Annotated in this window: 17 protein-coding genes; 11 read left to right on the top strand and 6 right to left on the bottom strand. The window is 66.1% G+C overall.

Annotation, left to right across the window (positions count from 1 at the left end):
- Nucleotides 1–11: 11 nt before the first annotated feature.
- Nucleotides 12–884 carry an EamA family transporter gene (locus tag AC3WLC_RS03440; protein ID WP_493682524.1) on the top strand — a complete coding sequence of 291 codons (873 nt, stop codon included), beginning with the start codon at nt 12–14 and terminating at the stop codon, nt 882–884.
- Between the two features lie 16 nt (nt 885–900).
- Here the strand turns inward: AC3WLC_RS03440 and AC3WLC_RS03435 are convergent, their stop codons facing one another.
- Nucleotides 901–1,611 carry an outer membrane protein gene (locus tag AC3WLC_RS03435; protein ID WP_493682523.1) on the bottom strand — a complete coding sequence of 237 codons (711 nt, stop codon included), beginning with the start codon at nt 1,609–1,611 and terminating at the stop codon, nt 901–903.
- Between the two features lie 206 nt (nt 1,612–1,817).
- Between AC3WLC_RS03435 and AC3WLC_RS03430 the strand changes: the two genes are divergently transcribed.
- The 4 genes from AC3WLC_RS03430 (at nt 1,818) to AC3WLC_RS03415 (ending at nt 5,238) form a co-directional block, all read left to right on the top strand.
- Nucleotides 1,818–2,843 carry a YihY/virulence factor BrkB family protein gene (locus AC3WLC_RS03430; protein ID WP_493682522.1) on the top strand — a complete coding sequence of 342 codons (1,026 nt, stop codon included), beginning with the start codon at nt 1,818–1,820 and terminating at the stop codon, nt 2,841–2,843.
- A 110-nt stretch (nt 2,844–2,953) separates the two neighbouring features.
- Nucleotides 2,954–3,325 carry a DUF423 domain-containing protein gene (locus tag AC3WLC_RS03425; RefSeq protein ID WP_493682521.1) on the top strand — a complete coding sequence of 124 codons (372 nt, stop codon included), beginning with the start codon at nt 2,954–2,956 and terminating at the stop codon, nt 3,323–3,325.
- An 89-nt stretch (nt 3,326–3,414) separates the two neighbouring features.
- Nucleotides 3,415–4,311, top strand: a complete 897-nt coding sequence (gene argB, locus AC3WLC_RS03420; protein ID WP_493682520.1) for an acetylglutamate kinase — start codon at nt 3,415–3,417, stop codon at nt 4,309–4,311.
- Nucleotides 4,312–4,500: 189 nt separating this feature from the next.
- A complete protein-coding gene (locus tag AC3WLC_RS03415) occupies nt 4,501–5,238 on the top strand; it encodes a pyrimidine 5'-nucleotidase (RefSeq protein ID WP_493682518.1) in 738 nt (245 codons plus the stop codon).
- A gap of 69 nt (nt 5,239–5,307) precedes the next feature.
- Here AC3WLC_RS03415 and AC3WLC_RS03410 read toward each other — a convergent pair whose 3' ends face one another.
- Nucleotides 5,308–6,642, bottom strand: a complete 1,335-nt coding sequence (locus AC3WLC_RS03410) for an 8-oxoguanine deaminase (RefSeq protein ID WP_493682517.1) — start codon at nt 6,640–6,642, stop codon at nt 5,308–5,310.
- Nucleotides 6,643–6,914: 272 nt separating this feature from the next.
- On the opposite strand from AC3WLC_RS03410, the gene AC3WLC_RS03405 reads away from it, so the two are divergent.
- The 6 genes from AC3WLC_RS03405 (at nt 6,915) to AC3WLC_RS03380 (ending at nt 14,544) form a co-directional block, all read left to right on the top strand.
- Nucleotides 6,915–8,504, top strand: a complete 1,590-nt coding sequence (locus AC3WLC_RS03405; protein WP_152015603.1) for an ABC transporter substrate-binding protein — start codon at nt 6,915–6,917, stop codon at nt 8,502–8,504.
- 162 nt (nt 8,505–8,666) lie between these two features.
- The gene (locus AC3WLC_RS03400) at nt 8,667–10,283 is read left to right on the top strand and encodes an ABC transporter substrate-binding protein (protein WP_493682516.1); all 1,617 of its coding nucleotides are present in this window, start codon (nt 8,667–8,669) and stop codon (nt 10,281–10,283) included.
- A gap of 297 nt (nt 10,284–10,580) precedes the next feature.
- Nucleotides 10,581–11,591, top strand: a complete 1,011-nt coding sequence (locus AC3WLC_RS03395; protein ID WP_152015601.1) for an ABC transporter permease subunit — start codon at nt 10,581–10,583, stop codon at nt 11,589–11,591.
- A 40-nt stretch (nt 11,592–11,631) separates the two neighbouring features.
- On the top strand, nt 11,632–12,537 hold the full coding sequence (locus AC3WLC_RS03390) for an ABC transporter permease subunit (protein ID WP_152015600.1): 906 nt from the start codon (nt 11,632–11,634) through the stop codon (nt 12,535–12,537).
- 4 nt (nt 12,538–12,541) lie between these two features.
- A complete protein-coding gene (locus tag AC3WLC_RS03385) occupies nt 12,542–13,564 on the top strand; it encodes an ABC transporter ATP-binding protein (RefSeq protein ID WP_493682514.1) in 1,023 nt (340 codons plus the stop codon).
- Nucleotides 13,561–14,544, top strand: a complete 984-nt coding sequence (locus tag AC3WLC_RS03380) for a peptide ABC transporter ATP-binding protein (RefSeq protein WP_493682513.1) — start codon at nt 13,561–13,563, stop codon at nt 14,542–14,544. The genes AC3WLC_RS03385 and AC3WLC_RS03380 overlap by 4 nt, the downstream gene beginning before the upstream one ends.
- A 132-nt stretch (nt 14,545–14,676) precedes the next feature.
- On the opposite strand, the gene AC3WLC_RS03375 is transcribed toward AC3WLC_RS03380, so the two are convergent.
- The 4 genes from AC3WLC_RS03375 to AC3WLC_RS03360 all read right to left on the bottom strand — a co-directional run bounded on the left by AC3WLC_RS03375 (nt 14,677) and on the right by AC3WLC_RS03360 (nt 20,092).
- Complete coding sequence (locus tag AC3WLC_RS03375) at nt 14,677–16,527, bottom strand: ABC transporter ATP-binding protein (RefSeq protein WP_493682512.1); 1,851 nt, start codon at nt 16,525–16,527, stop codon at nt 14,677–14,679.
- 494 nt (nt 16,528–17,021) lie between these two features.
- The gene (locus AC3WLC_RS03370; RefSeq protein WP_493682511.1) at nt 17,022–17,870 is read right to left on the bottom strand and encodes a carbohydrate ABC transporter permease; all 849 of its coding nucleotides are present in this window, start codon (nt 17,868–17,870) and stop codon (nt 17,022–17,024) included.
- Nucleotides 17,867–18,820, bottom strand: coding sequence for a carbohydrate ABC transporter permease (locus AC3WLC_RS03365; protein ID WP_493682510.1), 954 nt, complete (start codon nt 18,818–18,820; stop codon nt 17,867–17,869). The genes AC3WLC_RS03370 and AC3WLC_RS03365 overlap by 4 nt, the downstream gene beginning before the upstream one ends.
- Nucleotides 18,821–18,826: 6 nt before the next feature.
- Entirely contained in the window at nt 18,827–20,092 is a 1,266-nt protein-coding gene (locus tag AC3WLC_RS03360; RefSeq protein WP_493682509.1) for an ABC transporter substrate-binding protein, read from the bottom strand.
- Nucleotides 20,093–20,106: the final 14 nt, after the last annotated feature.

Here is a 20,106-nt window from a genome sequence, read left to right as displayed (position 1 = left end):
GGCAGGATTCGATGAAACCGCGTCACCTCCTGCTCGCGCTCGTGGTCGTCTTCTTCTGGGGCGTCAATTTCGCGATCATCAAGCTCGGCCTGCGCCAGATCTCGCCGCTCGGCCTCGGCGTCATCCGCTTTGTTCTCGCAGCTTTCCCGTGGATCTTCTTCATTCGACGGCCACAGATCCCGCTCGGGTCGCTGGCGCTGTACAGCCTGCTCATCTTCGCGCTGCAATTCGGCTTCCTCTTCACTGGCATGAAGGTCGGCGTCAGCGCCGGGCTGGCCTCGCTGGTCATGCAGCTGCAGGTCTTCTTCACCATCGGCTTTGCCGTGCTCTTCCTCGCCGAGCGGCCGACGCGCTGGCAGCTCCTCGGCGCCCTCTTCGCCTTCGGCGGCATCGCCGTCGTTGCGGCGAATCTTGGCGGCGACATCACACTCGCCGGCCTGTCGCTGCTGATCCTGGGGGCGATGGCATGGGGCGGCGGCAACATCGTCTCGCGCATCATCTCGATGCGTCATGGCGCGATCAACGTGCTCGGCCTGGTCTGCTGGGGAAGCCTGTTCGCCACGCCGCCCTTACTGGCGGTTGCGCTGATCCTCGACCCGCAAGGCCTGGCGGCCAGCTTCAGCGGGCTCGACTGGACCTCGCTCGGCGCAATCGCCTATCTCGTCTACATCTCGACCCTGTTCTGCTTCGGGGCCTGGAGCCTGTTGCTGGCGCTCTATCCCGTGGCGACCGTCGCGCCCTTCACGTTACTCGTTCCGGTCTTCGGCTTCCTCGGCTCGGCGGTCCTGCTCGGCGAAGCCATCCAGCCCTGGAAGCTGCTGGCCTCCGCCCTGATCATCGCCGGGTTGCTGCTCAATGTCTTCGGCCAGCGCCTGTTCAGGTGAACAGCGGCAGCCGCGGTCAGAACTTGTAGGCGAGGCTGGCGCGCACCGCATGGGCGGTGGGCTCGTGCTCGACCGTGCGGCCGAGATAGGCGCCCGCGCCGACATGGTCGAAGCGGCCATAATCGGTATAGCGATAGTCGAGGCCGAGGATCAGATTGTCGGTCAAGGCGTAGTCGACGCCGCCGCCGACCGTCCAGCCGGTCCTGGAGGAATTGATCGTCTCGGTCAGGCCGGCAAGCGGACTGACATAGGCATATTCGAGCTTGGTGAACGCGACGCCGCCGGTGGCGTAGATCATGATCCGGTCGAGGCTGTAGCCGAGACGGGCACGCACCGAGCCCTGCCAGTCCTGTCGCACCCGAACCGTGCCGCCGAGATCGCCCTTCCCTTCAGCGGCATTCATGCCCTCGATGTCGCCCTCCACGCCGACCACGATCGCGCCGAGCTGATAGTTGAAGCCGAGGCGGGCACCGCCGATGAACGAGGAGGGGCTGTAGTCGAAGGAGCGGCCGAGCGGCACACGACCGGCAGTCGCGAATTCGCTGGCCCGGTCGGAGCCCCAGGAATAGCCGACCTGGCCGCCGACATAGAGGCCACTCCAGTTGTAGAAGGTCGGCAGTTCCGGCGCCGGCGGGAGGACGCCCCTGCCACGCAGATCGGCCGCCAGGGAGGCTCCGGCACTGAGCAGGGCGATGGCTGCGACGGCGGCTTTCAGCAGGGTCTTCATCAAGATCTCGGCTCGAACGACGGCTGCAGCCAAGGAGAATCCGGCCGGCGCCGCGATGGCGATGGGAGTGCGATTATGAAATTGTTAAGGTTAACGAACCTCTAAGCCGCCTCATCGCCAGCACCGGGCCGGAACGAAAACCTCCGCCACGACGTTGGCAGCGCGACGGAGCCGTTTAAGATCGGCGGCCTTCGACCGGAGCGCCCATGGCCTATTTCAAGCGACTGACAGGCGCTGCCGGACTCGCCGCCGTCGTCGCCGGCTATGTCCATGGTCTGGTCTCGCGCCGGATCGGCGAGCCGTTGCGCCAGGCGAGACGCGGACGCGGGGCCAGGAGCCCGATCACCCTACCCTGGCGCGGCTGGAAGGACGTGCTGCTGCGCTTCGCCGCCCGCATCCAGGAGGCGCGGGTGCTCTCGCTCGCCGGCGCCGTCGCCTTCTTTACCCTGCTCTCGCTGGTGCCGGCTCTGTCACTGCTGGTGACGCTCTACGGCATGCTGACGGACCCGGCGACGATCGTCGGCCAGCTCGACGACGTCACCATCGTCTTTCCGCTGGCGGCGCGCGAACTGATCCGCGAGCAGGCGATCAGGCTGGCGAGCCAAGGCACCGCCAATCTCTCCGTCACCTTCCTGATCAGCTTCCTCGTCGCAGTCTGGAGCGCCAATGCCGCGATGAAGGCGGTCTTCGATGCGCTCAACATCATCTATGGCGTGCGCGAGCGCCGCGGCTTCATCCGCCTCAACCTGGTCTCGCTCGGCACGACGCTGAGCGCCCTTGTCGTGCTGATCCTGGCCCTGTCGCTGATCGCGAGCCTGCCGGTGGTGAGCGCGCTCTTCCCCTTCGGCCATGAGCTTGAAGTGCTGATCCGCTGGCTGCGCTGGCCGGCCTTCTTCCTCGTCGGCATCACCGCGATCGGCTGCCTGTACTGGATCGGCCCGAGCCGCAAGCCGCCGCGCTTCGCCTGGGTGCTGCCCGGCGCCATCGCCGCGGCGCTGCTCTGGGTCGCGACCTCCGTCGGCTTCTCCTGGTATGTCAGCACGCTCGGCCGCTACACCGCGACCTATGGCTCGCTCGCCACCATCGTCGTGTTCATGACCTGGCTCTGGCTCTCGGCGACGATCGTGCTCTCCGGTGCCGAGCTCAATGCCGAGCTGGAGCATCAGAGCCGCCATGGCTCGGCCCCGGCGCCGGTCACGCAACTCAGCCGCAACGCGCCTGGCGGACGCTGACCGCCAGCTGGAGCACGATGCCACAGCCGCAGGTGCTTGACCTCGCGCTCAGCCACAGCATCTGCTCGCCGGAGCGCGCTTTGCCCTAGGCTAACGACACGGATACGCCCATGATCACCGCGACCCGCATCCACCTCACCATCGCCATGCTGATGGGGCTCACCGGCGTGACGCTGCTCGCGGCCGGCACGCACTCCGGCGCCTCAGACAATGTCCAGATCGCCGGCCAGATGCTGCTGTTCCACGCCCCCGCCGTAGTGGCCGCCTGCGCGGCGCGGCGCGCCGAACTACTGGCAGACTGGCCGGCGCGGCTCGCGATCTCGCTGCTGATCCTCGGTGTCGCGCTGTTTTCCGCCGATCTTTCGGTCCGCGGCTTTCATGGCGAGCGGCTCTTCCTCGGCGCAGCGCCCGCCGGCGGCTTCATGATGCTCGGGGGCTGGCTCGGTCTGGTCATCGCCGCCCTGTTCGCCAAGCGCGCCTGACCGGCATCGCCACGCTTTCGTCACCTGATATCTTCAGTTAGAACGCGGCGCGGCGCGGCTGCCTCCCTGCGCCTTCGCGGAGCCTGCCGATGAACGCCCCCCATAATCTCACGCCCTCGCAAGCCGCCGAACTGCTCGTCCAGGCGCTGCCGCACATGCAGCGCTACGACCAGGAGGTGATCGTGATCAAATATGGCGGCAACGCCATGGGCGACGCCGCCACCGCCGAGGATTTCGCCGAGGACGTGGTGCTGCTCGAACAATCCGGGCTGAAGCCGGTGGTCTGCCATGGCGGCGGGCCGCAGATCGCCCGCATGCTCGACAAGCTCGGCATCAAGTCCGAGTTCAAGCAGGGACTGCGCGTCACCGACGCCGCCACCGTCGACGTGGTCGAGATGGTCCTGGCCGGCTCGGTCAACAAGGAGATCGTCGGCTACATCTCGCGCGAGGGCGGCAAGGCGATCGGCCTCTGCGGCAAGGACGGCAACATGGTCCTCGCCCGGAAGGCGACCCGCACCATCGTCGACCCCGATTCGAAGATCGAACAGGTGCTCGACCTCGGCTTCGTCGGCGAGCCCGAGACGGTCGACACCACCGTGCTCAAGGCGATCCTCAAGGAAGAGCTGATCCCGGTGCTGGCGCCGGTCTGCGCCGCCGCCGACGGCCAGACCTACAATGTCAACGCCGACACCTTTGCCGGCGCGATCGCGGGTGCGCTGGGTGCCAAGCGCCTGCTGCTGCTCACCGACGTGCCGGGCGTGCTCGACAAGGACAAGCAGCTGATCCCCGAGCTCACCATCGAGCAGTGCCGGCGCCTGATCGCCGACGGCACCATCTCCGGCGGCATGATCCCGAAGATCGAGACCTGCATCTACGCGCTGGAGAAGGGCGTCGAGGCCGTCGTCATCCTCGACGGCAAGGTCCCGCATGCGGCCCTGATCGAGCTCTTCACCGATACCGGTTCGGGCACGATCATCCGGAAGTGACACAGGTCGTCATTCTCGGGCGAAGCGAAGCGCAGACCCGAGAATCTCTGGACGAGACGGCGTCGATCGGCGCCTCTTCCGGCAGGAGATGCTCGGGCCAAGCCCGAGCATGACGGAGTACTTCCCTGTCGCAACCGTTTTGCAAGCATCTTGCATGTCATGATGGTGCGTCCCACATGACATGACCCAATGAACCAGAATGCATCAATCACCACCGCCATCCCGCTCCTGCCGGAGCAGGCGGCGTTCGGCCATGTCGACCACTGGATCTTCGACCTCGACAACACGCTCTATTCGCACGAGGCGCAGGTCTGGCCGCAGGTCAATGAGCGGATCACCCTCTTCCTGCTCGAGCTGTTCGGCCTCGACGGCCTCTCCGCGCAGCAGCTGCGCCGTTATTATTACGAGCGCTACGGCACGACGCTGAACGGGCTGATGGCGGAGCACGGCATCGAACCCGACGACTTCCTCGCCTTCGCGCACGACATCGACCTGTCGATGCTCGACCCCAATCCCGATCTCGGCGCGGCGATCGCGGCCCTGCCTGGCCGCAAGCTGATCCTGACCAATGGCTCGCGCGGCCATGCCGAGAACGTCGCCGGCAAGCTCGGCATCCTCCACCATTTCGAGGACATCTTCGACATCGTCGAGGCCGGTTTCCTGCCCAAGCCCGAGCGCGCGACCTATGAGAACTTCCTCGCCAAGCACGCGGTCGACCCCGCCCGCGCCGCCATGTTCGAGGATATCGACAAGAACCTGATCGTGCCGAACGACCTCGGCATGAAGACGGTGCTGATCGTGCCGCGCACGCCCGACCCCTTCCGCGACGCCGCGGAGCAGGCGGTGGTAGAGGCGGCCCATGTCCATTTCGTCACCGACGATCTGACTGGGTTCCTGAAGCCGCTTCCGTCATTGCGAGGAGCGTAGCGACGAAGCAATCCAGAGGCGGCAGCGCTCGACGTCCCCTGGATTGCTTCGCTGCGCTCGCAATGACGTTTAGGCGAAACGCTCCGCCGCGAGCCCATGTGCGCGGCGCAGGCTCGTGAGATCGAGCCCCGGGATCGCACCGTCGATCACGCGCCAGCGCCCACCGACCATGACGCGGTCGGCTTTGGTCGCGCCGCACAACACCAGCGCCGCGATCGGATCATGCGCTCCGGAGAAGCGCAATTCGTCGAGCCGGTAGAAGGCGAGATCGGCCTGCAGGCCGGTGGCTATCCTGCCGATATCAGAACGGCCGAGGCAGCGGGCCGAGCCTTCCGTCGCCCAGCGGATCGTGTCGCGCGCCGTCACCGCGCTCGCACTCTTGTAGTGCAGCCGGTTGACCAGGAGCGCGTGACGCAACTCCTCGATCAGGTTCGAGCCGTCATTGCTGGCCGAGCCGTCGACGCCAAGGCCGACAGGGGCGCCCGCCGCCTCCAGCTCGCGCGTCTTGCAGAAGCCCGAGGCGAGCACGCCGTTCGAGGTCGGGCAATGGCAGACGCCGACCCCGGCCCTGCCGAGCCGCTCGCATTCCTCGCAGGAGAAATGGATGCCGTGCGCCAGCCAGGTTTTTGGCCGCATCCAGCCAGCCTCTTCCAGAAGGTCGAGCGGGCGCTTGCCATAGACCTCCTGGCAATAGGCATCCTCATCCTCGGTCTCCGCCAGATGGGTGTGCAGCGGCGCATCGAAGCGCGTCGCCAACTCTGCCGAGGCCGCCATCAGCGAGGTCGTCACCGAGAACGGCGAGCAGGGCGCGAGCGCGATCTGCACCATGCTGCCGGGCTTGGGGTCATGGAACAGGGAAAGCACCCGCTCGCAATCGGCGAGGATGGTGTCCTCGTCCTGGACGACCTCGTCGGGCGGCAGGCCACCATCTTTCCGCGACAGGTTCATCGAGCCACGCGAGATGGTGACGCGGATGCCGAGCGCCCTCGCCTCTTCCACCGCGATATCGACGGCGTTCTCCAGCCCGGCCGGGTAGAGATAGTGATGGTCGGCCGCCGTAGTACAGCCCGACAGCATGAGCTCGACCAGTGCGGCCCGCACCGCGAGGCGCAGATCCTCCGGCCGCAGCCGGGCCCAGAGCGGATAGAGCGCCTTCAGCCAGGGGAAGAGCTCGCGGTCGATCGCGGCCGGATGGGCGCGCGTTAGCGTCTGGTAGAAATGGTGGTGAGTGTTGATCAGGCCGGGGAGCACGACATGGCCGGAGGCATCGAAGCTCTCGGTCACCGGCAGCGTCGGATAGGCCCCGCTCGCGACCAGCTCGACGATCACCCCGTCCTCGACCACCACCCCGCCCCCGGCATTCCCAGCGAGGATGGCGAGCGGGTTCCTGATCCAGATGCGCATATCGGGTCCGGCGCTCAGTGATTCTCTTGCAATGGCATAGGCTTACGCGAGAGCGAAGGCCAGCCCCGCAGACTGGGTCTTCCGGATGAGGCTTTTGCGTGCTCCGGCGCAAAAACACACGCCCAGGATGAGCCCCGGACGGCTGTTCGCGCCCGCCAACTTTCAATAAGCTGTTGGCAAGGCGGCCAGCGGAATTTCCTCCGCAAGGCTTCCGGTCCAACAGGGGAAAACGTTCGCCTTGCGAGGCGAAGCGTGGCTCAAGGAGAGATCCCATGAAGAAATTGTTGCTGGCGACGCTGTCGGCCTCGGCGCTGATGGCGGCGCAGCCGCTGGCGGCCAAGACGCTGGTCTATTGCTCGGAAGGCAGCCCGGAGAATTTCGCGCCGAGCGTCAACACCACCGGCACCTCGTTCGACGCCAACACCCAGATCTACGACACCATCGTCCAGTTCGAGCGCGGCGGCGTCAAGGTTCAGCCCGCCCTGGCCGAGAAATGGGACGTCTCGCCGGATGGCCTGACCTACACGCTCCACCTGCGCAAGAACGTGAAGTGGCATTCGAACAAGAACTTCAAGCCGACGCGCGACTTCAACGCCGACGACGTGATGTTCATGTTCGAGCGGCAGTGGAAGGAAGCCAATCCCTATTACAAGGTGACCAGCTCGAACCACTCCTACTTCAACGACATGGGCATGCCCAAGCTCTTGAAGTCGGTCGAGAAGGTCGATGACTACACCGTCAAGATCACGCTGAACCAGCCTGAGGCGCCCTTCCTCGCCGACCTCGCCATGCAATATGCCGGCGTGCAGTCGAAGGAATACGCCGATGCGATGCTGAAGGCCGGGACGCCCGAGAAGCTCGACCAGGAGCCGGTCGGCACCGGCGCGTTCTATCTGGTGCAGTACCAGAAGGACGCGATCATCCGCTACAAGGCCTTCCCCGAGTACTGGGCCGGCAAGGCCAAGATCGACGACCTGATCTTCGCGATCACGCCGGACGCCTCGGTGCGCTGGGCCAAGCTGCAGAAGGGCGAGTGCCATGTCATGCCCTATCCGAACCCGGCCGATCTCGACGCCATCAAGAAGGACGCCAATGTCCAGATCCTGGAGCAGCCAGGCCTGAACATCGGCTATCTCGCCTACAACACCACCAAGAAGCCCTTCGACGACGTCAAGGTCCGCCGCGCCGTCAACAAGGCGATCAACAAGAAGGCGATCATCGACGCCGTCTATCTCTCCAGCGGCGTCGCGGCGACCAATCCGATCCCGCCGACGATGTGGTCCTATAACGAGACCATCAAGGACGACCCCTATGATCCGGAGGCGGCCAAGAAGGAGCTGGCCGATGCCGGCTATCCGAACGGGCTGGAGATCGACCTCTGGGCGATGCCGGTCCAGCGTCCCTACAACCCCAACGCCAAGCGCATCGCCGAGCTGATGCAGGCCGATCTCGCCAAGGTCGGCGTCAAGGCCGAGATCAAGACCTTCGAATGGGGCGAGTATCGCAAGCGCCTGCAGGCGGGCGAGCACCAGACCGGCATGTTCGGCTGGACCGGCGACAATGGCGACCCGGACAACTTCCTGCACACGCTGCTTGGCTGCGACGCCTCCAAGAACAACGGCGGCAACGTCGCCAAGTTCTGCTACCAGCCCTTCGACGAGCTGGTGACCAAGGCCAAGACGATCACCGATCAGGCCGAGCGCGAGAAGCTCTATCGGCAGGCGCAGGTGATCTTCAAGGAGCAGGCGCCCTGGTTCACCATCGCCCATGCGGTCCAGCTCAAGCCGGTCCGCAAGGAAGTGATTGACTTCAAGCTCTCGCCGTTCAGCCGCCACGTCTTCTACGGCGTCGACATCAAGTAAGCTCGGCAAGCGAGCCTACCCATCACCCGTGCCGGGTGCCGGCACGGATGATGCTTGCCAATCGGCGCGGCCCGCACGGGCCGCGCCCTTCCCGGGCCGGAAGACGACGGGGCATGAGGCTTCGCGCCCGATCCGGCCGCTGCCTGCCCCCGAGAGATCGCCATGTCCCGATCCGCCCGCCCCCTTACCCTGGCCCTCGGCCTCGGCGCCCTGCTGCTGCCCGCCATCGCAAATGCCCAGGCGCTCGTCGTCTGCTCGGAAGCCAGCCCCGACTTCCTCAATCCGCAGTTCAGCAGCCAGAACACCGCCTATGACGTCGCGGCGCAGATCTATGAGCGCCTGACGGCGACTGAGCGCGGCGGCTCGCAGATCATCCCGAGCCTGGCCGAGTCATGGACGATCTCGGATGACGCGCTGACCTACACCTTCAAGCTGCGCAAGGGCGTGAAATGGCACGCCAGCAAGAGCTTCACCCCGACGCGCGAGTTCAACGCAGACGACGTGCTGTTCTCGTTCAACCGCATGCTCGACGCCAACCACCCCTACGCCAAGGTCGGCAGCGGCAATTACCAGTTCTTCGGCGAGATCGTGAAGCCGAGCCTGAAGGCGGTCGAGAAGGTCGACGACTACACCGTCAGGCTCGTCCTGACCAAGCCGAACGCCCCCCTGCTCTCGGCGCTCTCGGTCGAGCCGATGTCGATCCTCTCGGCCGAATACGCGGCGGCGATGAGCAAGGCCGGCACACCCGAGCAGATCGATTTCGCGCCGATCGGCACCGGCCCGTTCTCGCTGCTCTCCTATCAGAAGGATGCGGTGATCCGCTTCAAGGCGGTGCCGGACCACTGGACCAAGGCCGCCGGCGACCGCGACCGCATGGCGCTGGTCAACGACCTGATCTTCGTGATCACCCCCGACGCCGCCGTCCGCTTCGCCAAGGTCCGCTCCGGCGAATGCCAGATCGCGCGCTATCCCAATCCCGGCGATCTGGCCGCGATGAAAGCCGAACCGACCATCAACCTGCTGCAGGGCAGCATCGCCGATCAGAGCTTCCTCGCCTTCAACCAGCAGAAGAAGCCCTTCGGCGACAAGCGCGTGCGCGAGGCGCTGGCCTATGCCGTCAACATCCCGGCGATCATCGACGCGGTCTACCAGGGCACCGGCAAGCCGACCGCCTCGGCGGTGCCGCCCTCGCTCTGGTCGCATGATCCCGACCTCAAGCCGCGCCCCTATGATCCTGACAGGGCCAAGGCTCTGCTCAAGGAGGCCGGCTATCCCGACGGCTTCGAGACGACGCTCTGGGCCATCCCCGTCGTGCGCGCCTACATGCCGAACGGCCGGCGCGCCGCAGAATTGATCCAGGCCGACTGGGCCAGGATCGGCGTCAAGGCGACGATCCAGACCTTCGAATGGGGCGAATACCTCAAGCGCGGCCGCGCCGGCGAGCACGAGGTCGGCATGTTCGGCTACACCTGGGACTATCCTGATCCGAGCCAGATCCTGCTCACCGGCTGGACCTGCGAGGGCGTAGCGACCGGTGCCAACCGGGCGCGCTGGTGCAACAAGGAGGCCTCGGACGCTCTCGCCAAGGCCAGCACGATCACCGACCAGGCCGAGCGCAGCAAGCTCTACAAGCGCTTCCAGGAAATCTTCCACGAGGATGTCGCCGGCCTGCTCTTCGCCAACGCCCAGGCTTTCACCCCGGTGCGCAAGGAGGTGAAGGACTACAAGATCCACTTCTTCGGCGGCCAACCCTTCTACGGCGTCTCGGTCGGAAAGTGACGGCCAAGACCTGACCCGCCGCGTCAAATAATCCCGGCATCGGCATTGCGATCATTGCTTTGCCGGCGCCGGTACGATGCCCAATATTGCGCTGCAAGCCGCCGGGCTTTTTCAAGTCTTGCGTTGATTGCGGAAGAGAACCTGCGCCCTCGCCCGGGCGATCCACCGATTTTGTTACCGCGTTCTTGATCTTTGCGGCGTTCTGGTGTTTGCGCTGCGCCTGAATTCGAACTTGAATAAGCTCACAAGAGGGGCCGCCGCGCGACGAGACGCCCGGCCAACAAGACTGGCGCAACCATGCTTCGCTTCATCCTGACCAGGGTCAGCCTCGTCATCCCGACCTTCATCGGCATCACGCTGCTGGCCTTCTTCCTGGTCCGGCTCGTGCCGGGCGATCCGATCGAGACCATGGCCGGCGAACGCGGCATCGACCCCACCCGCCATGCGCAATTGCTGAAGGAATACGGGCTCGACCAGCCGCTCTTCGTCCAGTACGGCCGCTATATCGAGCGCGTCGTGCAGGGCGATCTCGGCAAGTCGATCGTGACGCGCGACAGCGTCCTCTCCGAGTTCGGCCAGCTCTTCCCGGCCACGATCGAGCTCGCGCTCTGCGCCATCCTGATCGCGCTGATCATCGGCCTGCCGGCCGGCATCATCGCCGCGGTGAAGCGAAATTCGATCTTCGACCATGGCGTGATGGGCATATCGCTCACCGGCTATTCGATGCCGATCTTCTGGTGGGGCCTGCTGCTGATCCTGTTGTTCTCGGTCCAGCTCGGCATCACCCCGGTCTCCGGCCGCATCGCGGTGCAGTACTTCATCGAGCCGGTCACCGGCTTCCTCACCATCGACAGCCTGCTCGCCGGCGATGTCGATGCCTTCTGGTCGGCGCTGTCGCATCTGGTGCTGCCGGCGATCGTGCTCGGCACCGTGCCGCTCGCCGTCATCGCCCGCATGACCCGCTCGGCCATGCTGGAGGTGCTCGGCGAGGACTACATCCGCACCGCCCGGGCCAAGGGCATGGCGCCGCTGCGGGTCGTCGCCCTGCACGCGCTGCGCAATGCGCTGATCCCGGTCGTCACCGTGATCGGCCTGCAGGTCGGCACGCTCTTCACCGGCGCGATCCTGACCGAGACGATCTTCTCCTGGCCGGGCGTCGGCAAATGGCTGATCGAGGCGATCAGCCGGCGCGACTATCCGGTCCTGCAAGGCGGAACCTTGCTCCTTGGCATGGTGGTGATGAGCGTCAACCTCCTGGTCGACCTCGCCTACGGCCTGATCAACCCGCGCATCAGGCACGCACGATGAACGCTCTTTCCTCCCTTCGCTCCCATCGGAGCCTTCGCCCATGAGCGCCGAAACCTTGCAAGTTCCCGCCACGCCAGCCGGCGCGCCGCCCCACCCCGCCCGCGAGTTCTGGACCTATTTCAGCGCCAATCGCGGCGCCGTCGCCGGCCTGATCGTCATCGGCCTCGTGCTGTTCTGCGCGCTGTTCGCGCCGCTGATCGCCCCGCATGATCCGAACCTGACCAACAACGCCGTCTTCCTGAAGCCGCCGTTCTGGCAGGAGGGCGGCTCGCTCTCCTATCCGCTCGGCACCGACGCGATCGGCCGCGACATCCTCTCGCGCCTGCTCTACGGCGCGCGGCTCTCGCTGGTGATCGGCATCGCCGTCGTCGCGCTCGCCATCGTCGTCGGCATCGTGCTCGGCCTCGTCGCCGGTTTCTTCAAGGGTATCGCCGACATCGCGATCATGCGGCTGATGGACATCCTGATGACCATGCCGAGCCTGCTGCTCGCCATCGTCATCGTCGCCATCCTCGGCCCCGGCCTGATGAACGCGATGCTCGCCGTCGCCATCGTCGTGCTGCCGCATTATGTCCGCATCACCCGCGCCGCCGTCATCGCCGAATCCTCGAAGGATTATGTCGTCGCCGCCCAGGTCAGCGGCGCACGGACCGCCCGGCTGATGTTCTCGGAGATCCTGCCGAACTGCGCCGCGCCGCTGATCGTGCAGGCGACGCTCGGCGTCTCCACCGCGATCCTCGACGCCGCCGCGCTCGGCTTCCTCGGCCTCGGCGCCCAGCCGCCGACCCCGGAATGGGGCACCATGCTCGCCGATGCCCGCGAATTCGTGCTGCGCGCCTGGTGGGTCGTCACCTTCCCGGGCCTTGCCATCCTGATCACCGTGCTCGCCTTCAACCTGCTCGGCGACGGGCTGCGCGACGCCCTCGATCCCAAATTGAAGCGCTGATCCCATGCCCCTGCTCGAGATCGAAAACCTCAGCGTCGAGTTCCCGACATCCCAGGGAACCCTGCGCGCGGTCGACCGCATCGACCTCACCCTCGACGAGGGAGAGGTGCTCGGCGTCGTCGGCGAATCCGGCTCCGGCAAGAGCGTCACCATGCTCGCGCTGATGGGCCTCGTCGGCTATCCCGGCCGTGTCCGCGCCGACAAGCTGCGCTTCGACGGCCGCGACCTGCTGACCATGTCCGCCCGCGAGCGCCGCCAGCTCACCGGCAAGGACGTGGCGATGATCTTCCAGGAGCCGAGCACCAGCCTGAACCCCTGCTTCACCATCGGCTTCCAGCTCGCCGAGACCTTGAGGAAGCACGAGGGCATGGACGGCAAGGCTGCAAAGCGCCGCTCGATCGAGTTGCTCGAGCAGGTCGGCATTCCGGCCCCGGAGAGCCGCCTCAAGGCGTTCCCGCATCAGATGTCCGGCGGCATGAACCAGCGCGTGATGATCGCCATGGCGATCGCTTGCAATCCGCGCCTGCTGATCGCCGACGAGCCGACCACCGCGCTCGACGTCACCATCCAGGCCCAGATCCTCGACCTGCTGATGTCGCTGCAGAAGGAGCGCGACATGGCGCTCGTCCTGATCACCCACAATATGGGCGTCGTCGCCGAGACCGCGCAGCGCATCATGGTGATGTATGCCGGGCAGATCATGGAGGAGCGCAAGGTCGACGCGCTGTTCTCCGCCCCGCAGCACCCCTATTCCGCCGCGCTGCTCGCCGCCTTGCCCGAGCGCAGCGAGGGCGCGAACCGCCTCGCCACCATCCCTGGCATGGTGCCCGGCCTCAACGACCGGCCGAAGGGCTGCCTGTTCAGCCCGCGCTGCGCCTACGCCACCCAGCATTCGCGGACCGTCCAGCCGGAGCTTCGCGCCTGGCAGGACGGGCATGTGCGCTGCCATTACCCGCTCGGCGATCCCCAACGCGAGGCGGAGCGCGCCCGCGACGAAGCCGGCGCAACGACGGAGGCGGCCCGATGAGCACTCCCGTCATCGAAGCCCGCGAACTGGTCCAGACCTATCAGGTCAGGCAGGGGCTGTTCCGCCCGCCGGCGCAGTTGCAGGCGGTGAACAAGGTCTCTTTTGCGGTCGAAGCCGGACGCACCTTGGCTGTCGTCGGCGAATCCGGCTGCGGAAAATCGACGCTCGCCCGCATGGCGACGCTGATCGAGAAGCCGACCTCCGGCTCTCTCACCCTGGATGGCCTCGACGCAGTCTCGCCGCCGGCGAGCGAGCAGCGCCGCCTGCGCCGCACCGTCCAGTTCGTCTTCCAGAACCCCTATGGCTCGCTCAACCCGCGCAAGAAGATCGGCACGATCCTCGAGGAGCCGCTGCTGATCAACACCGACCTTTCCAAGGCCGAGCGCACCGAGAAGGCCCGCGCCATGATGGCCAAGGTCGGCCTGCGGCCGGAGCACTATGCCCGCTACCCGCACATGTTCTCGGGCGGCCAGCGCCAGCGCATCGCGATCGCCCGCGCGCTGATCCTGTCGCCGAAGGTGGTGGTCGCGGACGAGCCGGTCTCGGCGCTCGACATCTCGATCCAGGCGCAGGTTCTCAACCTGCTCGCCGACCTGCAGGACGAGCTCAAGCTCGCCTATCTCTTCATCTCGCATGATCTCAGCGTCGTCCGGCACATCGCCCATGACGTGATGGTGATGTATCTCGGCAATGCCATCGAGCACGGCCCGAAGGAGCGGATCTACGCCCGCCCCTTGCATCCCTATACGCAGGCACTGCTCGCCTCGACGCCGCGCGTCGGCGGCGACAAGCGCGAGAAGATCGTGCTGCGCGGTGAACTGCCCTCGCCGCTCAACCCGCCCACGGGCTGCGTCTTCTCGACCCGCTGCCCCTTCGTCGCCGATCGCTGCCGCACCGAGCGCCCGCAAAAGCGCGAAGTGGACGGACGGCGGGTCGCCTGCCACTACGCCGAGACGTTTTTGGCGAAGGCAGCGGCCTGAGCGCCGAAACGGCTATCGATTGAAGGCTTGCCTCCCGGCAGGCCAGATCATTGCCCAGTGAAAGCAAAACAGCCCGGGAGCTGCCGCTCCCGGGCTGTTTTTTCTCTACGCTCCTCGCAATGGCGAGGCGGCTCACGCCACCTTGGCGATCACCGGCTTGGCTTCCCACTCCTCGCCCCAGATCATCACGGCGTGGCCAGGCGAGACCTCGCGGTACTGGCGCACCGGCGGGACATAGTCGGCCGGGCGGATCGGGCTCTTGATCTCGTCGTTCGAGACCGGGCGTTTCTGCAGGCGCCGGGCCGGATCGGCGATCGGCACCGCCGCCAGCAGCCGCTTGGTGTAAGGATGCTGCGGGTTGCCGAAGATCGCCTCGCGCGGGCCGATCTCGACGATCTCGCCGAGATACATCACCGCGACGCGATGACTGACGCGCTCGACCACCGCCATGTCGTGCGAGATGAAGAGATAGCCCAGCCCCATCCTCGCCTGCAGGTCGAGCATCAGGTTGACCACCTGCGCCTTGACCGAGACGTCGAGCGCCGAGACCGCCTCGTCCGCCACGATCAGGCGCGGCTCGACCGCGAGCGCACGGGCGATGCAGATGCGCTGGCGCTGGCCGCCCGAGAACTCGTGCGGGAAGCGGCTTGCCATGTCCGGCAGCAGGCCGACGCGCTTGAGGAGGTCGGCGACCTTGTCGCGCGCCTCGGAGCGGCTGGCGAGGTTGTTGATCAGCAGCGGCTCGGCGATCGCGGCCCCGACATTCATGCGCGGGTTCAGCGAGGCGAACGGATCCTGGAAGATCATCTGCATGCGCTTGCGCTGCTCGCGCAATTCGCCCTGGCTGAGCTTGAGCACGTCGACGCCATCGAGCAGCACCGAGCCGGAGAGCGGCTCGACCAGGCGCAGAACCGAGCGGCCGGTCGTCGACTTGCCGCAGCCGGATTCGCCGACCAGTGCCAGCGTCTCGCCCGCCTTCAGGCTGAAGGAGACGTTCTCGACCGCGTGCACCCGGCCCTTGACCGAGGAGAGCAGGCCCGAGCGGATCTCGAAGCGGGTCGTCAGCCCCGAGACTTCCAGTACGGGGCGCTCGGCTGCCTGGACCGTGTCGGGAGTTTCGGTCGGGACATCGGATTCGCCGGTCGCACGGTCGACCACCGGGAAGCGCATCGGGCGCCCACGGCCGATCATCGAGCCCAGCCGCGGCACGGCCGAGAGCAGCGACTTGGTGTAGGGCTTCTGCGGATTGGCGAAGATGTCCTCGGTCGGACCGGTCTCGATCTCGTCGCCATTGTACATCACGACGGTGCGGTCGGCGATCTCGGCGACGACGCCCATGTCGTGCGTGATGAAGAGGACGGACATGCCCTCTTCCTGCTGCAGCTGCTTGATCAACTCCAGGATCTGCGCCTGGATCGTCACGTCGAGCGCGGTGGTCGGCTCGTCGGCGATCAGGAGCTTGGGCTTGCAGGCCAGCGCCATCGCGATCATCACGCGCTGGCGCATGCCACCGGAGAAGCGGTGCGGATATTCGTGGAAGCGCGACTTGGCCGAGGGGATCTTGACCTTCTCCAGCAGGCGGATGGTCTCGGCCTCGGCCTCGGAGCGCGACAGGCCGCGATGCAGGATCAGCGCCTCGGCAATCTGGAAGCCGATGGTCAGCACCGGGTTCAGCGAGGTCATCGGCTCCTGGAAGATCATCGCGATGTCGTTGCCGCGGATCTGGCGCATCTGCGCATCCGGCAGGGTCAGGAGCTCCTTGCCGTTGAGCTTGATCGAGCCCTCGATCTTGCTGGAGCTCGGCGGGGTCAGGCGCATGATCGAGAGCGCGGTGACGCTCTTGCCGGAGCCGGATTCACCGACCACCGCCAGCGTTTCCTGCGGCTTGATGTCGAAGGAGATGTTGCGCACCACCGGCTTCCAGAGTCCTTCGACCCGGAACGAGGTCGTCAGGTTCGAGACCGAGAGGATCGGAGAGGTCATGCCAGGTCCTTCTGAGCGATCTGATTGGGCTGCGGACCGGGCACAAGCGCCCACCCCGCGGCCGGTGGGCCGAGTGCAAAGTCTGGTCAGAATAACCAGAGCGCGGCGGATGTCAGCAGCCGCCGTCACAAAAGTTTCGGCAGCCTGCCTGCTTTTGCGCCGCAGCACGGTGTGATTGCACGATCTGCGTGCGGTCGCCCCGATCTTCCCGCCGGCATTGCCCGGGTAAAAATTCAGGCAAGGAGAACGATGCCCGGCGCAGTCGGCGGCCAGGTCCTGCGCACGTGGCTCGCTCCCACGCGTGCCCCCGCAATATCCCCTCTCCCCCTGCGGGAGAGGTTAGGGTGAGGGGTCTCGCGACGCTGATCGCTGGCCCAACACCGAGTTTCACAGAGCTTTCAAGATCTGAGCGACCCCTCATCCGGCCCTGCGGGCCACCTTCTCCCGCAAAGGGGAGAAGGGAGGTGCGGTTCGCGCACCTGGTAGCGCCCACCCTATTTCAGCCCGCTCGTGACGAAGTTGCGGATGTAGAACTTCTGGAAGAGCAGGAACGGCACCAGCGCGACCAGTCCCGCGAGCGTGGTCGAGGAGAACAGGCGCCCCCATTCCGTGCCCTCCAGGCTGATATTGCGCGCGATCGCCACCTGCACCACTGTGTGCTCCGGCGAGGGCGTCGCCACCAGCGGCCAGAAGAACGCCTCGAACTGGTGCATGAACAGCATGATGCCGCCGGTCAGCACCACCGGCCAGGAGATCGGCAGCGCGATCTTCAGCCAGATATGGCCCCAGGAGGCGCCGTCGACCCGTGCCGCCTCGTAGAGCTCGCGCGGCAGGCCGGCGAAGAACTGGCGGAACATGAAGATGACGAAGCCGTTGGCGAGGTCGGGCAGGATCAGCGCGGCGTAAGAGTCGATCAGGCCCAGACTCTGCACGAGAATGTAGAGCGGGATGACGATCGCTTCGAACGGCATCATCGCCGCCGCCAGCACGAAGGCGAAGATCACGTTCTTGAAGCGGAAATCGAAGACTGCGAAGGCGAAGCCCGCCGCGGCGTTGACGACGACGCCGACCACCATCGTCGTCAGCGCGACGAAGAGCGAGTTGCCGACGGCGCGCGGGAAGCCGGTGCCGATGAGCGAGGTGTAGTTCTCCAACGTCAGCCGGTCGGGGATCAGCATGCTCCAGCCGAGGCGGCTGCCATGGGCGAAGATATCAGCCGGCGGCCGCAGCGAGGAAACGACGAGCCAGACCAGCGGCAGCAGCAGCACGAGCGCAATCAGTGACATCGTGACGTAGCGGGCCGTGCCGAGCGCCAGCACGGTGGAGCGGCGGTCGACGCTCATGCCTCGGCTCCTTCCTTGTCGCGGAACAGCCTGAGCTCGATCGCGGCGATCACGCCGATGATGACGAGGATGATCGTCGACAACGCCAGCGAACGTCCCCAGTTGATGAAGGTGAAGGCGTTCTCATAGGCGCGGAACATCAGCAGGTCGGTCGCGCCGTTCGGCCCGCCCTTGGTGATGATGTAGACAGGCGCGAAGAACAGGAAGTTGATCGCGGTATCCGCCACGAAGACGAAGGCGAGCGGCCGGCGCATCTGCGGCAGGGTGATGTGGACGAGCTGGTGCCAGCGGCTGGCGCCGTCGATGCGGGCGGCCTCGTAGAGCTCGCCCGGAATGCGGTAGAGCCCGGCCAGCAGGAAGATCATCCAGTAGCCGCAGCCCTTCCAGGTCGCGATGGCGATCATCGTGCCAAGCGCCTGATGCTCCGACAGGAAGAAGGGCTGGCGGCCGATGCCGATGCCTTCGAGGATGGCGTTCACCGGCCCGAGATTGGAGTCGAGCATGATGTTCCACAACACGGCGGTGAGGCCGGTGGAAAGCGTCATCGGCAGGAAGAAGGCGGCGCGGAAGAAGGTGACGCCCCTGCCCGGCGCCATCACCAAAAGCGCGTAGCAAAAGGCGATCGCGATCTGCAGCGGGTTGATGATGATGTTGAAGATCAGCGTGACCTTGAGCGAATTCCAGAAGCGCTCGTCGCCGAAGAGCTGGGCAAAATTCGTCAGGCCGCCAAAGGAGGTCTCGCCGGCGAGGTTCTGGGTGAACAGGCTGCCGCCGATGGCGATCACGATCGGCGTCAGCCGGAACAGGACGAGGAAGGCCAGCGCCGGCAAGAGGAAGGCGAGCAGCACCAGCGTGCGCGGCTGCATCGGATCGGCGGAGCGGCGACGCGCGGCACGCGGCGCCTCCGAAGCGGCGACGGGGGCCAAGGCCCGGTCGGACAAGGCGGTCATCTCCAGTCAGCCGCGGTACTTGGCGAATTCGCGGTCGATGTCGCGGGCTGCCTTCTTCAGCCGCTGCTCGACATTGGCGCCGCCCTGGATCTCGCGGAAGGCGCCGCGCAGGATGTCCTCATATTCGAGCCAGCCCGGCGTCGCCGGCCGCGGCACGGCGGTGTTCTCCATCTCGGAGCGGACGATGCGCCAGCCGGGCGTATCGAGCTCGGCGCCCATCGAATCCCAGACCGATTTCAGCACCGGCGGGTTCGGCCGCAGCCGGGCCTGCGCCTCGACATACTCAGGCTGGGCGAAGGCCTTGATGAAGGTCTCGGCCGCGGCGCGCTGCTTGCTGCGCGGGTTCATGCCGATATGCCAGCTTCCGGTCGGCGTCACCGCCTTGCCGCCCTCGAAATAGGGCTGCGGCGCCACCGTCCAGTCGAGATCCTTGCGCGCCGAGATCGAGGCGAGGCTTGGCGTCGTCGCGAGATACATCGCGGCCCGGCCGGTCGCGAACATTTCGAGCGCGAGATTGGTGTCGAACACGCCGGTCGGCGTCACCTTATGCTTGTTGAACAGGTCGGCGTAGAACTGCATCGCGTCGATGAAGGGCTTGGAATCGACATAGCCCGTCGCGGTCAGCCCGTCCTCGCTCAACACCTGCGCGCCCTTGGACTGCGGCAGGGTCAGCGCCTGATAGGGCCGGTCGGCCATTTCGAAGACGAGGCCCCATTGGTTCTTGGCCGGGTCGGTCAGCTTCTTGGCGGCTTCGAGCGTCTGCTCCCAGGTCCAGCGCTTGGCGACATCGGGCTCGGGCAGGGCGACGCCGGCATCGGCGAAGTGCTTGCGATTGAGGAACAGCACCATGCCGCTGCTGATATAGGGCAGCGTCATCAGCTTGCCCTTGTAGGTGCCCTGCGCCAGCGCCGCCTTGGTGTAGCGGCTAAGATCGTTGCCGAGGATGCCGTCGAGCTCGGCGAGATGCTTGCGGATCGAATAGGAGGCGGTCAGCGGCCCGTCGGCGAAGAAGATGTCGGGCAGCGGCGTGCGCGCCTGCAGGCGCACTTCCAGCGCCGGGAACAGCTCGTTGAACGGGATGCGCTCGAGCTTCAGGCCGATCGTCGGGTTGTTCTTCATGAACATCTCGGCCATCGGCGTGATGTGGCTTTCCGGCCAGCCGACCCAGATCACGTTGAGCTCGGTCTTGGCCTGGGCGCGCAGCAGTTGCGGCGCAGCGAGCAGGCCGCCGGCGGCGGTCATGCCCTTCAGAACGGTGCGGCGCGTCGTCATCCAATCCTCCTGAT

It is taken from the genome of Allobosea sp. GW821-FHT03A12 (assembly GCF_058986765.1).
Note: the sequence above shows the minus strand (reverse complement) of the source record. Positions and strands in the feature narration are given on the sequence as shown.